Origin of the sequence: Sphingobium xenophagum (assembly GCF_031457465.1) — a bacterium.
GTDB classification, from domain to species: domain Bacteria; phylum Pseudomonadota; class Alphaproteobacteria; order Sphingomonadales; family Sphingomonadaceae; genus Sphingobium; species Sphingobium xenophagum_A.
The window spans coordinates 1-14,470 of the sequence record NZ_JAVDWV010000030.1; the positions used below are offsets into that span (position 1 = coordinate 1).

The window sequence follows — 14,470 nt, forward strand, 5'->3', positions numbered from 1 at the left end:
TCTACAAGCAAATCTGTGCCGCATGCCATATGGCAAATGCAATGGGCAGTGGTGCCGGGGCGATTCCGGCGCTGGCGCGCGACCGCAATCTTGCCGACCCCGTTTATCCAATCGGCATTTTAATAAAGGGCAAAGGCGCCATGCCGCCGATGAGTGACATGCTGAACCCGGCTCAGATGGCAGCGGTGCTGACCTATGTCCGTACAAATTTTGGTAATGACTATCGCCAGCCTATCACCGAGTCGGATGTTAAACGGCTGGCCGGACCAAAGAAGATGGAATAGATTCTAGGACGCCACGAGAGCAGCGTCTTGGCGGTCAATCAACTTTGCATGTTACGGTATGTGCACGGGATTGGCCGAAGGGGGCTGAACCCGGAGTTAACAAAGACGCTGGTTTCAATCCGGACGTGGGGGACAGGGTTTACTGTTATGCCCGTTGACGATTGCTTTCGCTTGCTCGCGATAAGCGTCGGCGCGCTGAAGATGCTCGGCTGATTCTGCATGCAGCCCTGACGAAGCCGCTTCGTCCGCCTTCTGTTGTTCCTTGACTGCCATGTTCAGAAACCGGACATATTCTTGATTTGCTGGCATATCTTCCTCCGAGAGCCGAAAGAACATTGGTAACCATCGGGGCCACGTTTCGTGCCGATCGATCAATGTTTTCGTCCCGCCCCAACAACGATTAATCGTTAACAGCGCTCGCAACTTTCTTTTGTAACAACAATTGATGGCTCATTGCCTCAGCTGCCCGCTCTCCGTAACTCTGAGCCAGGCGCGTATGCTATTGCGCCGCTCATTCTGTTCTGGCTCGGGCAGCAAGCTCCCGGTGTCTCCTCGACCGGGTCGAGTAGTAGAAGAACGGCAGACCGTTCATGCGACATCCCTCAATCAGTCGGTTTGCACGACTCGACCACACTATCTTGCGCCACCAGTGTTAACGAAGCTCGTTGCCACTCTAGCGCCCGGTACACCGCCGTAACAGGCATTGGGTGTCTATATTGCCGAGGTTGGTCCAAAGGGGCTGGGCATGGCGCGGAAGGGCGCCGGCAATCCGGGGTACGGACTGACCGCCCCCTGTTCGGAGATCATCTTCGTCGTGAGAAAATGGGGCGGGCGAGTTTCAGTCCACCGGACGGATTCTGATCGTGCATTGAGATGGGCGACAGCTCAGAAACCGTTTGAGAATGGGTTGAAGCAGAGGCGCGGTCCTGATTCAAGCTTGGGATGTGGACCCGAGCGAGCCGTGGCCGAATAGCTGGATTTGAGGAGCGAGCGAAGCGTTACCCGACCGATCTGACGGATGAGGAGTGGCAGTTCATTCAACCGTTTTTGTCGGCGGGGTCGAAGCGTGGACGCAAGCCGAAGACCGATCTGCGCGATGTGCTCGACGCGCTGCGCCATCTTGCCCGCACGCGCGGTGGCTGGCGGATGCTTCCGAACGACTATCCACCCTGGCAAATGGTCTACTGGTTCAGTACCGTCATTTGCGCCGCCATTGGCGTCCGGATCGCTGTGCAGGAATTTGATTTGAAGGACTGCTATTTGATACTGCGCTTGATAATCGCGAATGATACGATATGCACCTAAGTCCAGATTGACCAGCCGGGGGGCTTGGTGAGGACATATTTTGACGCCTTCTCCTATGCCCGCGGCCGCTGAAGCTAAATTTCAGCTTCTGGTTGATGCCGTCACAGATTATGCTTTGTATATGCTCGATTTGGAAGGCCGGGTCGCGACATGGAATAGCGGTGCGTATAAGGCCAAGGGCTATACGGCTGAGGAAATCGTCGGTCGGCATTTTTCCTGCTTTTTCACGGCCGAGGATAGAGCGTCCGACCTTCCAAAACGCGCGTTGCGTTTAGCGGCAGAGGACGGTCGCTTTGAGGCGGAAGGATGGCGAGTCCGCAAGGACGGCAGCCTTTTCTTCGCCAACTCCATCATCGAACCGATACGCGACGCTGCCGGTCAACTGGTCGGCTACGCGAAGATAAGTCGCGACATCACCAAAAGGCGCGAGCGGGAGCAGGCGCTTTTTCAGGCCGAGCAACGCTTCGGCCTCCTTGTGCAGGGGGTGAAGGACTGCGCCATCTACATGCTCGACACGCAGGGTATCATAACCAACTGGAACACGGGCGCAAAGGCCATCAAGGGCTATGATGCAGACGAGGTGGTGGGGAAACATTTCTCCATATTCTACACCGATGACGACCGCGTCGCAGGAATACCTAAAAAGACTTTGGCCACGGCTCTGGCCTATGGCAAATATGAGACCGACGCTTGGCGTGTCCGCAAGGACGGATCGCTTTTCTGGGCCAACGTCCTGATCGATCCCATCCATGATGAGAGTGGCAAACATGTCGGCTTTGCCAAGATCACCAGGGATATTACCGAAAAGCGGACGGCGCAGGAACAACTGGAGGAAACGCGCGGCGCGCTGCTACAGGCACAAAAGCTCCAGGCGATCGGTGAACTGACCGGCGGGGTAGCACATGATTTCAACAATCTGCTGACCGTGATATCCGGGGCGGCGGAGATGCTGCGAAAGCCAGACCTGCCCGAGGAGAAACGGGCCCGCTATATCGATAATATAGCCACGACCGTTGAGCGTGCTTCGACCCTGACCAGTCATCTCCTAACGTTCAGCCGCCGTCGGGCAATCCGGCCCGAGGTCATCGATCTGAATGTTCACCTCGACGCGTGGGGCGAGGTCCTTTCGCGGTCGCTAGGCAGCGGGGTCGCGCTTTCTGTCAAGGCTGCCGCTGCAAAGGCGCATGTAGAAGTCGACCCCACCGAGTTAGAGACAGCGATACTGAACGCGGCAGTCAACGCGCGAGACGCGATGCCCAAGGGGGGCAACCTTCTCATTGAGACGCGCGACGCTGCATATGAAGGGCAACCAGCGGTAGCTATCGATATCACGGATACCGGCAGCGGCATGTCGGCAGAAACCATCGCTCGCGTTTTCGAGCCATTCTTTACCACCAAGCCGATAGGCGAGGGAACGGGGTTGGGGTTATCGCAAATCCACGGCTTTGCGGCACAGGCTGGCGGGATCGCAGAAATCCACTCGCGCATTGACGTGGGCACGACACTCACCATCATCCTGCCCAAGGTAGACAGGACGCCGACCGCCAATCAACCACGAGGCGAACTGGCACCCATTCCAGCCGGTGTCAGGGTTCTTCTGGTTGAGGACAATATGCAGGTTCTTCAGTTTGCCGAGCAGCTACTCCAGGATCTTGGCTGTACTGTTGATTGCGCCGGCAATGCTGCCGAGGCTCTGGCGCGTCTCCAGGAACGATCGTTCGACCTTGTATTTACAGACGTCGTCATGTCGGGGCTTAGCGGTATCGATCTTGCCCGGCAGTTGCATATCCGAGCACCGGAATTGCCTGTGCTGCTCGCCACCGGCCATAGTGAGCAGCTTATCGGCGAGGGCGCCGCATCATCGCTGGTTCTATTGAAACCCTATGGTGCGGAAACGCTGAGCGCGGCTATTCGACAGCTTCTCGATCGTTCGGGTACCCTTGGGGAATAAAGATCAAGTCAGACGAATCCGACTTCCAAGAGATGGGCAATAGGGGGGAGCGCCGCGTGGAGCGGTACCATGGTATCCAGACCTTCAGGAAATCGTAAAGTGCAGTTGTCACGCTTCCGATCATTGGATCGCTAGCCCAGGGAACGCTCCTGCATCACATCGATCCTCCAGCGACGCTCATCCGTTCATAGTGCTGTTAAAGCCAGACCAGCGGCGATGACTGGGAACTGTGTACCCTTGCTTCCTGCTTGATAAAGCCCGGACTTGTGAGGCGAGCCTCATGCTTCTCTACGGACGGTTGCCGAACGGCTAGAGCGTCGGATGAGACAAGTATTGGGACAACATTAGTGGCGGCCACTGGCGCCCCATTCTTTGCCTAATCTCGCTGAGATTGTGTTCCATATGGACCATGGCGGGCGGTTGGCTCGACCATTTGCATTTATTCTCCTCAGATCAGCGAAGAAGAAATGAGACGAAAGATTTTCGTGCATGAAACTCGCGCGCGTTTGGAGGCTTGTAGCGATGCAGCCTGCCGCAAATAGGGGGACGGAGGCTCCACTCGTTTGAGAGGAACGTCTGTATGAAGATCGCGCAAATCGCCCCGTTAGCTGAAAGCGTGCCCCCAAAGCTTTATGGTGGCACCGAGCGTATTGTGTCTTATCTGACCGAAGAACTGGTTCGCCAGGGTCACGATGTCACCCTGTTCGCCAGCGGCGATTCGGAGACCAGCGCCAAGTTGGTGCCGATCACGGACATGGCGTTGCGCCTCAACCCCGCTGTGGTCGACACCATCCCCTATCATATGATGATGCTGGAGCAGGTCCGCCGCCGCGCCGACGAGTTCGACGCCCTGCATTTCCATATCGACATGTTGCATTTGCCGATGGTGCAGGATTTCATTGGGCGCACCGTGACCACGCTGCACGGTCGGCTTGACCTGCCCGACCTGCCGCCATTCTACCGCACGTTTGCCAACCACAGCCTCGTATCGATCTCCGATCATCAGCGCCTGCCTATGCCGCCGGTCAATTGGGGCGGGACTATTTATCACGGCCTGCCAGCCGACCTGCTTGCGCCGCGCTTGGGCGCAGGCGAGGATTATCTCGCCTTTCTTGGGCGCATCTCGCCGGAAAAGCGGCCGGATCGCGCGATCCGCATTGCGGCACGCTCTGGCCTCAAACTCAAGATCGCCGCAAAGATCGATGCCGTCGATCGCGGGTATTGGGAGCGCGAAATCGCACCGTTGGTGGACAATTATCCCAATGTCGAATTCATCGGCGAAATCAACGAACAGCAGAAAGTTCACTTTCTCGGCCAGGCAGCCGCGCTGCTGTTTCCGATTGACTGGCCTGAGCCCTTCGGGCTGGTGATGATAGAAGCGATGGCCTGCGCCACGCCGGTCATCGCCTTCCGCTGCGGATCCGTCCCCGAAATAATCGAGCATGGCGTGTCCGGCTTCATCGTCGAGAGCGAGGACGAAGCGGTACTCGCCGTTGCGGCCCTGCCCGATCTCGACCGGCGACGGGTGCGTGGCGCATTCGACGCACGTTTCACGGCGCAGCGGATGGCGGCGGACTATGTTACACTGTACCACCGTTTGCCTGGCGCACGTACCCAAGCGGCAAGGCTGCGTCGCCAGCGAGGCGTAGAAGCTGAATTGCAGATCGTCGCATAGGAAAAAAGCCATGAACCTGAGCCAGTCTCAGCCCGCGATGCCGGGCATCGCCGGAGGAGAGGCGCTGTCCCAGGCGCAGACCCAGTTTTTTATCCCGGCGACGGCCTCGCTACATGAGCGCAGGCCGCGCACGCTTAAACATGGCGACAGCTTTGCCGTGTTCGATCATAGCGGCGACGCGATTTCCGGGCACGGTAGTCCAGAAGGGCTTTATCATCGTGATACCCGGCATCTCTCCCACCTCTATCTCACAACCAATGCGATGCGGCCGATCCTCCTTAGTTCTGCGCTGCGGGACGATAATGCGATGTTGACCTGCGACCTGACCAATCCAGATTTCTTTGGGGACGATGGCCAGGTCGCCGTGGAACATGACCTCATCCACCTGCGTCGCTCGCGATTCCTGTGGGAAGATGCGTTGTACGAACGCCTCACTATCCGAAACTTCGACACGGAAACGCGCCAGGTCAGCATTGACCTGAGCTTCGCAGCGGACTTTGCTGACCTGTTCGAAATACGTGGCATGACGCGCCTGCGCCGGGGGACGATGCGCGAACCGCAGGTCGGTTTGTCTCACGTCCTGCTCGGCTATCTCGGACGCGACGACCGCGAACGGGAGACGCATCTGCATTTCGATCCGATGCCCAATGATTTGACCGACACCCATGCGCGGTTCGACGTGACCGTGCCGCCAGGCGAGCGCTGCGCGCTGTTTACCCGCATCTCCTGCAAGAAGGTAGAGGCGGTGGAGGGGCTCCCAAAGCAGTTCCTCAAATCGCTGCGCGAGGCGATGGAGGCGCTGCGGGCGGGGCGCAAGCGCGGCGCGACGCTGCATTCGTCCAACGACCTGTTCAATGAGGTCGCCCGCCGATCGGTCGCGGACATTTCGATGCTGTCGACCGATACTGAATATGGCCCCTATCCCTATGCGGGCATTCCCTGGTTCAGTACGGTTTTTGGCCGCGACGCGATCATCACTGCGCTCGAAACCCTGTGGATGGACCCGGCGATCAGCCGCGGCGTGCTGGGTTATCTCGCCGCACATCAGGCCACCAGCTTCGATCCGACGGCTGACGCCGAACCAGGCAAGATATTGCACGAAGTGCGCCATGGCGAAATGGCGGAACTGGGAGAGGTGCCGTTCCGCCATTATTATGGCAGCATAGACTCCACTCCCCTATTCGTGATGCTGGCGGGCGCTTACCTGGAGCGGACCGGCGACGCCGCCTTCCTGACGACCATCTTGCCGCATATCGAAGCGGCGCTCGCCTGGATCGACATCCATGGCGATCGCGATGGCGACGGATTTGTCGAATATGGTCGCCTGACCGATCAGGGCCTGCAAAATCAAGGCTGGAAGGACAGCCACGATTCCATTTTTCACGCCGATGGTACGCTCGCGCGCGGGCCGATCGCCCTCGCGGAGGTGCAGGCCTATGTCTATGGTGCCTGGCAGGCGGCTGAGGCGCTGTTCAGCGCAATCGGCAACCAAGCGGGCGCGGCCGACTATCGTGATCGCGCGGCACGGCTGCGCGATCGGTTCGATGCCGCTTTCTTCGATGCGGCGCTGGGCACCTATGTGCTCGCGCTCGACGGCGACAAGCGACCCTGCCGCGTGCGGTCCTCCAATGCCGGGCATGCCCTGTATACCGGGCTCGCGCGTGAGGCACGGGTTGAGACCGTCGTCCGCACGTTGATGGCGCCCGCCTCCTTCTCCGGCTGGGGCATACGGACCGTCGCCTCGACCGAAAAGCGCTATAATCCGATGAGCTATCATAATGGCTCGATCTGGCCGCACGACAATGCAATGATCGCCGGCGGCTTCGCGCGCTACGGCTATCAGCGGGAAGCCGCGCAAATATTCGAGGGGTTGTTCGCGGCTGCCACCTATGTCGATATGATGCGCCTGCCCGAACTTTTCTGCGGCTTTCCCCGCCGCCGGTCGCAGGGGCCGACCTTCTACCCAGTGGCCTGCAGTCCGCAGGCCTGGTCGGCGGCAGCGCCTCTCGCGCTCATCCAGTCGAGCCTGGGACTAAAATTTGATGTCCGGGCGGCGCAAATATCCTTTCACCAACCAAAGCTACCGGCTTTCCTCCAGAGCCTCATCATCAGAGATCTGAGCATCGGCAGGGACAAAGTTGATATCATGTTCGATCGTCTGGGTGATCAGGTCGTCGTCAAACCTATGAAGCATGGTGGCGGCGCTCGGATAATGACGATTGCGTGACTGTGGTTTTGCGGACCGGCCGAAATTTCGCTTGTTTGTTCGCTGAAGGATGGAAGAGACTGACTTCCGTGCCAAGGAGTTGTCTGGGATCGTTGGCATGCCAACGGTACCGGCAATCAACGGTTCATTGATGAAGCCCGCAGGGGTGCCCGTAATCCCGATCACCCGAATGTCGCCGACGGGACGGCGCCCCTGGTCTATGAGGATCAGGTGCCACTGGCATCCCAAACACCAATACTAGAGGGACGAAAGTCGCGATCTTTGCGTCTGCCGTGTGGCGAAGGTGTTTAAGCCAGCCCATGGTGGTGGGCACATGCAATATAGGTCGCCACCTGTCACGTACGCTGGCGACAATTTGGAACTACGCGATCCGTTCAGAAGTGTCGCTGCGCATATCGATCCTTGTACGACCTTTGAAAGGCTGATCTTCCGGTCCCTGCTGAGTACGATCGCTTTTCGTTGGCGCACCAATTCGCGGTTGTTTGCGCTTTAGCAATCGGTGCCGGCTCCTTGCACCCGCAAGGAGCCGGCCGAACTGAATCGGCGCCTTGGCAAGGGGTCTCGGCAGCTGTCAGAGGGTTTCGAGCAGGCGGGGTATCCGTGGCAATAATTCGCGGGCGAGAAAGCCGATGGGACCAATCTCGCTCGCGGCAAGTTGGCCAGCGGCTCCATGTATCGCAACGGCCCAGGCTACCGCTACAAAGGGTGAGGTTCCCCGGGCGATCAGACCGCCGATGATGCCGGCAAGGACATCGCCCGATCCACCAATGCCTAGCCCGGGACAACCACCGGTGAAATGCAATATCGGGGTGCCCGGCCCGCCGATCCAAGTTTCAGGCCCCTTAAGCGCGACAAAAGCGCCTGTCTGACATATTATATCCGATAGCATCTGCGCAGGATCATCCGTGACGGCATGGCGATCACATCCCATCAGCCGCGCCACCTCACCATGATGAGGTGTAAGAATGAGAGGCAACTTCGCAGCGGCTATTGCAAGTTCACATGGATCGGCGCAGGTCAACGCCGCAGCATCCAGCAGTAGGGCCGGTGGTGACAGGGACAGGAGGCCGCGAACGATTGTGCCTGTGTCGCTGGTAGCGCTCATACCAGGCCCGACCAGCAGCACATCGCACAGCGGCACAAGATCGGCCAGCACAGTAACGCCCTCTAGCCCGATTTCGCCGTCCTCGCGCATCGGCAGAGCCACCATAGCAGCCTCCGGGATCAATACGCCAAGAGGCGACGCGACCGCCTCTACAGTCGCCATCTGTAATTTGCCTGCGCCCGCGCGCAATGCCGCTTCGCCCGTCAGGGCAAGGGCTCCGGGAACAAAGCGCGCACCGCCCACCAGAAGGACGCGACCCCTGCTATTCTTGTCGCTACTACTCTCGATCTTGGGTAGCGGATGGGCGGCGCGCCAATCCCCGTCAAGGGCAATTATTTCGGTCATCCCCTGGCAACAGCGGGGCGATCGGGCGCATTGGTCACTGGCACATCCCGCACATTATCAGGCGCCACTACATTATAGCGCTCGAGAACCAGATTGCCGCGCCGCCCTGCTTGCGGATCGAAGCGGTACTCGGTGACAGAGCAGTTGGCTACATCCTCCTCCCTATCGATATCCAGAATCTGTGCCTCGTCCATGTTTTCAATAATATAGCGCAGGCACAGGACAACAACCTGATGCGCAAAGATGATGACCCTTTGACCCGCATAGTGAAGGGATACTGTATCCATGAGCGCGCGGAGACGAAAGATGACATCACACCAGCTCTCACCCCCTGGCGGACGGTGATAGAATTTCCCGAGCGTCTGCCGAAACGCCGCCTGCTGAGGTTCAAATTTCGTCACCCCACTGGTCGTAAGGCCGTCAAGAATACCGAACTCCTTCTCCCGCAACCGCTCGTCGATGCAGACAGGTTCGTCTAACGCAGCGCCGCCCTCACCCCTAAATAGCTTGGCCGTCTGAATGGCCCTCCGATAGGGCGAGGAGAGGATCACATCAGGAAGCTGGCCTGGACCGCGACGCGCAAACCAATGACCAAGCGACTTCGCTTGTTCCTCGCCTAAGGCGCTGAGCGGAACGTCGACATCCCTCCCTTCCAATGCGATGCGATCAAGTGCAGCTTCATGGGCAGCGTCGCGGGCGACATTCCCAGCACTTTGCCCATGCCGAACGATCCATAGGTGAGAGGGCCAAGGCGGATGCTCATCATTCATGGCGAGATCAATGCCTTCGACTTCTTCGAGTTCCTCTGATATGTCGATTGCCATCTCTTCCGCGCCATTTAGCACCGGACGCCGGACGATCCGCGCGATTATAGTCTTAATGCGAACCCCTTATCTGACTGCGGTCTGCCGCACTGCGGTGCCAACTTGGCTATGCCAACCTTCTCGACCCCATCATCTCTCAGGCGGTAAGCGTTGATCCAAGTTATCCAAATTTGTCTCCGGTCTGCCGGAACGGGTGACAAATTCAGGTATTATCGAGGCATGCCACGCTATCATCTCAATCTGTTCAACAGCGCCGACACCTATGATGAGGACGGTCGTGACTTCGAGGACCTGGCCGCCGCGAAAGAAGAAGCTATACGAAGCTCCCGCGATCTGATGGCCGAACATCTCAAAGCCGGTGAACCCATCGATCTTGGTCATCGTATTGAGGTAGCAGATGATGAGGGGAAGGTTTTGGCCACCATCGATTTCCGGGAGCTAATCACCATAACCGACAGCAAGGCTGCTGCGGCCTAGCGACAAATCCCGAGCCCTGGATCTCGAGTAGAGACCAGGATCGGCATATTGTGAGTCAACAGAGGGCCAAAGGGCGTGCAGTGCAAGCAAATCGGCGGACTTAAACATTTATCAGACCTTGGTCTTTTCGTTCAACGCCTGTTGGCGCGGTCGCGTCTTACCGAAGAAGAACAGCACGCTATCATGGCGCTGCCGACCTACGAGATGGAGGTGCGTGCCAGGCAGGATTTTGTGCCACTTGGCGAAGAGACGGATTATTGTTGTTATATCGCGTCTGGCCTTGTCGCACGGGTTGGTCAGGTAAAAAACGGTTCGCGGCAAACTACCGCACTTCATATACCAGGCGACATGGCAGATCTTCATTCGGCGGTTCGACCTATAGGGATCGGCGGTCTGACCGCGTTGACAGACACGTTGATCCTGCGCATACCTCACGCCGCCGTTCGGACGTTAGGTAGAGATTTTCCAGCCATTGCAGAGGCATTCTGGAGAGACTGCATATTGGATGCTGCCATTCTTATGCAGTGGGCGGTCAATCTCGGCAGAAAAGACGCGCGGTCAAGGCTCGCTCACATCCTGTGCGAGCTGGCGATCCGATACGGCGGCGGACGCGGATATCCGCTTTTGGAATTCGATCTGCCGATGGTCCAGGAGCAGTTGGGCGACGCAGCTGCTCTGACCTCTGTCCATGTAAATCGGAGTCTTAAAACCCTGCGACAGGAACGCTTGGTTACGGTCAGGGGTGGTATCGTCCAGATTCATGACTGGCAACGTCTCATGCAGGCAGGTGAGTTCGACCCAACCTACCTTGTCGCCGACACCTTCCCGGACAGACAGAAACGTCTTGTATTTCAGTAACGCGCTATCGGCTCTTCGTCATTGATTGGGAGCGGAAGCTGTGGGCGACTTTCGAAGCGAAGTGGCCCATCTTGACCGCCTAAAATTGGCTATGTCCATGCGCCGATGACTGAGGTTGATGAAGCATTCGGGACAAAGCGACGATCACGAACTCAGGCGGGAGCCGAGCCACTCTCACATTTCAGCGATTAAATTTCGTTATCGGTCAGCACACCATCGGTTATTGGGTGCCTCCGGACGATCTCTGACCTTTAACCGGCAGGTCTATCAGCAATAGGACTTTTGCCGAAATCAGGTGATACGGAGCGCCTAAATAGCTTTCTGTACCGGTTGAGCCTCGCCTTCTCTTGCGTTAGCTTCATCATTAGATGGCGTGGAGGTCACAGATGGCAACTTTGGCTGAACCGCTACCTGGATATGGGCGGGATGACTGGTTCTTTTTGACGATGGCGATCGCGATGGCTTTGACCATCGTTGCGGGCTTTTGCCTTCAGGCGGCGACAGGCCGCTCGACGTTTGGCGCGCCGCCGCTTGTCCATCTTCACGCCTTCATCTTCTTCGGTTGGGTGGTGCTGTTCGTTGCCCAAAGCTTCCTAGTCTCACGGGGTTCGATCGCTCTTCACCGGCGGCTCGGTTGGGTAGGCGTTGGGTGGGCCAGCGCCATGGTTCTCGTCGGCATATATACGACCATAGCAATGACGCGAAATGCAGCCACGCCGTTTTTCTTCCTTCCCGCATATTTTCTTGTCATGAACATCCTAACGATCCTCTGCTTTGGCGGATTGGTCGTCGTGGCGATATCGATGCGCAAGCGGACCGAATGGCACCGGCGTTTGATGTTTTGCGCCATGGCCATCCTGACCGGACCAGCCTTTGGTCGCCTTTTGCCGATACCGCTGTTTGTACCATATGCAGAATGGGGCGTTTTCGCCTCTGTGATGCTGTGGCCGTTGATTGCGATCTTTGCGGATCGTCGCCGCCGAGGCCAGGTCCACCCGGCACTGTGGTGGGGCACCGCTACCATCATCCTCATGCAGGCCTCGATGACTTTGATGGCGCATAGCGTGATCGGCCTCAAGCTTTACGCTGTGAGCACTGCGGGCTATCGCGGCGCGACAATCGCGCCGCTTGCCTTTCCGATGCCGCCATCAAGCCCATTGATTACGGGTAGGTAGACGACAGTGCCAGATTCACGCCTTGAATGGAAATTCGATCGAAATTTATGGGTGGCTAATTCAACCAGCTGAGTATGATTCGACACGTCACCACCCAGCTGCGGATTTTTTGATCGCCACAGGCGGGCTCACAGCGTTTTTCCCGTCCCCCCAACAGATTTTCGCTCTTTTTATGTGGCAGTCCGCATTTCAGCCCCCTTTGAAACATCACGCGACTGCTCTCGTCGTAGTTCGGATGGCCTATCATTCAGTTCTCGCCGCCCGTCCTTCCGACATTTCGTCAGGCGAACGCTGCCAAAGGGCTCCGATGGTACGGCATGCACCCGACCACTGCGCATAGAGATGAAGGAGTTTAGTCATCTCCAAGCGGGAGACAGCTGGCGAATAGAGGAACCCCTGTCCAATGCGACACCCCAAAGCCAGTAGATGGCGCGCCTGGCTCTCCGTCTCGATGCCTTCTGCCAAAAGGCGAATATCCAGTTTCTGGCCGATGGACGAAAGCCCTTCGACGATTGCCGCACTGGGACTACCATTCTTGAGGCCCGCAACGAACGAACGGTCAATCTTTATTATGTCGACCGGTACCGTCAGAAGATGGGTGAGCGACGCAAAGCCCGTACCAAAGTCGTCGAGCGCAACCTTGAGACCATGATGTCGCATTTGTTCAATTTTGGCACCGACATTGTCATCGCGATCATCAAGATAAACCCCTTCTGTAACTTCGACGATTAGGTGTTCTAGAGGCACCTTTGCCTTTGCAAAGCCGGCGCTGAGATATTCATGGATCGGCAAGTTCCTAAGCAGGTCGGCTGAAGATATATTCAGCCCCACATGTTGAAAAGCCACGCCTTCGTCGAGCCAATGGCGCACGTCAGTTGCAACATTTTCCAACATGACGTCGGTAATGGCTTGGGCGATGTCCATGTCCGACATCGCCTCGTGGAATTCGCCTGCGGTCCGCACTTTGCCTTCGGGAGTGATCATCCGACATAACGCTTCGACCCCAACGATTTCTGCGGTGTCGAGACGAACAATAGGTTGATAATAAGGTTTGATCCTGCCCTCCCGGAGGGCAACGCCAACTTCCTGAATAGTGGAGAGCCTCTGCGTGATCGCCGTGCCGAGACCGCGCCAATAACGGACAAACCCCCCTCGCCCTGTCTCCTTGGCATGATAGAGGGCATGATCCGCATTGAGCCGTACGCTGTGTGGCAAAGGATCCCCATGAGACACGATAGCACCGCCAATAGTGGCGCGCGGATAAAGGCTATGGCCAAGACTTCTGACGGGAAGCGACAGCCGCTCGAGGAGCTCGTATGCCATAGCGTCCAGATTCTGCAGAGCTGCAGCCGACTGTACGATCACGGCAAATTCGTCGCCGCCGATTCGGAATGTGCGGTCAGGAGCTGCTGCGTCTGCCATGCGGTGCGCAACTTCCTGCAGCAAAATATCGCCGGCATGATGTCCGAATGTGTCGTTCACCATTTTGAGATTATCGAGGTCAATTGCCAATAGCGCCCAAGCGCCCGGCTGCGAACAGTCCAAGGAGTCGAGGGCCAAGTTGAATCCATTGCGGTTGGGAAGGCCTGTCAGCCCGTCGATCCGCGCCAACTTTTCACGCTCTTCGACACGATCGCGGCGCTCGAAAGCGATGACGCAGAGGTTGGCGCAAGCCTGGACGATATCCCGTTCAAATTTTGTAGGCCCCCGACGAACCCGATAATAGAAAGCGAAAGTCCCTATAACCTCCCCCTTGCCGTTACGGATTGGCGTCGACCAGCAGGCGCGATAGTCGAGTTGGGCGACCAAATCGCGATAGTCGCTCCATAACGGATCGGTCATGATGTCTTGGACCGCAACGTCTGCTCGGAGAAAGGCAGCGGTGCCGCAGGATCCTACCGAAGGACCAATCGACAAACCATCGAGCGCTCGCGAATAATCGGCTGGCAGGGAGGGTGCCGCGAGCGGATGCATCAGCCCTGCAGCATCAACTGTGAGAATCGAGCACGCTGCGTCAGGCACAATGGCCTCTACCTCCAGGCACAGCCTCGTGGCCGTTGCCGATAAGTCCTCACCCTTGGCAATCATTTCCAATATTACGTTCTGGATACGTAACAATTTATTATCCTATCGGTGCGATGATTTACAGTTCGCCCATTCTTGTAAAAAGCAGCTTGGAATAAATTTATGAACAAGCCGATAATTTAGTCCGCATTTTCCACTCACCGGGTGAACGCGGTCTGC

General features: G+C 57.5%; 12 protein-coding genes. 8 read left to right on the forward strand and 4 right to left on the reverse strand.

Going from position 1 to position 14,470, the window contains the following annotated elements; genetic code table 11:
• On the forward strand, positions 1–284 hold a 284-nt coding region (locus J2W40_RS19655; protein ID WP_310227659.1), incomplete at its 5' end, for a c-type cytochrome.
• A gap of 114 nt (positions 285–398) precedes the next feature.
• Here the strand turns inward: J2W40_RS19655 and J2W40_RS19660 are convergent.
• Entirely contained in the window at positions 399–557 is a 159-nt protein-coding gene (locus J2W40_RS19660; protein ID WP_310227660.1) for a hypothetical protein, read from the reverse strand.
• 669 nt (positions 558–1,226) lie between these two features.
• Here J2W40_RS19660 and J2W40_RS19665 point away from each other — a divergent pair.
• The 4 genes from J2W40_RS19665 (at position 1,227) to J2W40_RS19680 (ending at position 7,442) form a co-directional block, all read left to right on the forward strand.
• Positions 1,227–1,589 (forward strand): transposase, encoded by a 363-nt coding sequence (locus J2W40_RS19665; protein WP_310227661.1) that lies wholly within the window; start codon positions 1,227–1,229, stop codon positions 1,587–1,589.
• A 55-nt stretch (positions 1,590–1,644) separates the two neighbouring features.
• Positions 1,645–3,540 carry a hybrid sensor histidine kinase/response regulator gene (locus J2W40_RS19670; RefSeq protein ID WP_310227662.1) on the forward strand — a complete coding sequence of 632 codons (1,896 nt, stop codon included), beginning with the start codon at positions 1,645–1,647 and terminating at the stop codon, positions 3,538–3,540.
• 580 nt (positions 3,541–4,120) lie between these two features.
• The gene (locus tag J2W40_RS19675; RefSeq protein ID WP_310227663.1) at positions 4,121–5,215 is read left to right on the forward strand and encodes a glycosyltransferase family 4 protein; all 1,095 of its coding nucleotides are present in this window, start codon (positions 4,121–4,123) and stop codon (positions 5,213–5,215) included.
• A 10-nt stretch (positions 5,216–5,225) separates the two neighbouring features.
• Positions 5,226–7,442: an amylo-alpha-1,6-glucosidase gene (locus J2W40_RS19680; protein WP_310227664.1), complete on the forward strand. Its 2,217-nt coding sequence runs from the start codon at positions 5,226–5,228 to the stop codon at positions 7,440–7,442.
• A 571-nt stretch (positions 7,443–8,013) separates the two neighbouring features.
• Here J2W40_RS19680 and J2W40_RS19685 read toward each other — a convergent pair.
• Both J2W40_RS19685 and J2W40_RS19690 read right to left on the reverse strand, forming a co-directional pair.
• Complete coding sequence (locus J2W40_RS19685) at positions 8,014–8,892, reverse strand: NAD(P)H-hydrate dehydratase (RefSeq protein ID WP_310227665.1); 879 nt, start codon at positions 8,890–8,892, stop codon at positions 8,014–8,016.
• Positions 8,889–9,716, reverse strand: a complete 828-nt coding sequence (locus J2W40_RS19690; protein WP_409050413.1) for a histidine phosphatase family protein — start codon at positions 9,714–9,716, stop codon at positions 8,889–8,891. The genes J2W40_RS19685 and J2W40_RS19690 overlap by 4 nt, the downstream gene beginning before the upstream one ends.
• A 219-nt stretch (positions 9,717–9,935) precedes the next feature.
• Here J2W40_RS19690 and J2W40_RS19695 point away from each other — a divergent pair, with 219 nt between their 5' ends.
• The 3 genes from J2W40_RS19695 (at position 9,936) to J2W40_RS19705 (ending at position 12,226) form a co-directional block, all read left to right on the forward strand.
• The gene (locus tag J2W40_RS19695) at positions 9,936–10,193 is read left to right on the forward strand and encodes a DUF6894 family protein (protein WP_310227666.1); all 258 of its coding nucleotides are present in this window, start codon (positions 9,936–9,938) and stop codon (positions 10,191–10,193) included.
• Between the two features lie 75 nt (positions 10,194–10,268).
• The gene (locus J2W40_RS19700) at positions 10,269–11,051 is read left to right on the forward strand and encodes a Crp/Fnr family transcriptional regulator (RefSeq protein WP_310227667.1); all 783 of its coding nucleotides are present in this window, start codon (positions 10,269–10,271) and stop codon (positions 11,049–11,051) included.
• Positions 11,052–11,446: 395 nt separating this feature from the next.
• Positions 11,447–12,226, forward strand: a complete 780-nt coding sequence (locus J2W40_RS19705; protein ID WP_310227668.1) for a hypothetical protein — start codon at positions 11,447–11,449, stop codon at positions 12,224–12,226.
• Positions 12,227–12,469: 243 nt separating this feature from the next.
• Here J2W40_RS19705 and J2W40_RS19710 read toward each other — a convergent pair whose 3' ends face one another.
• Positions 12,470–14,344, reverse strand: coding sequence for a putative bifunctional diguanylate cyclase/phosphodiesterase (locus tag J2W40_RS19710; protein WP_310227669.1), 1,875 nt, complete (start codon positions 14,342–14,344; stop codon positions 12,470–12,472).
• Positions 14,345–14,470: the final 126 nt, after the last annotated feature.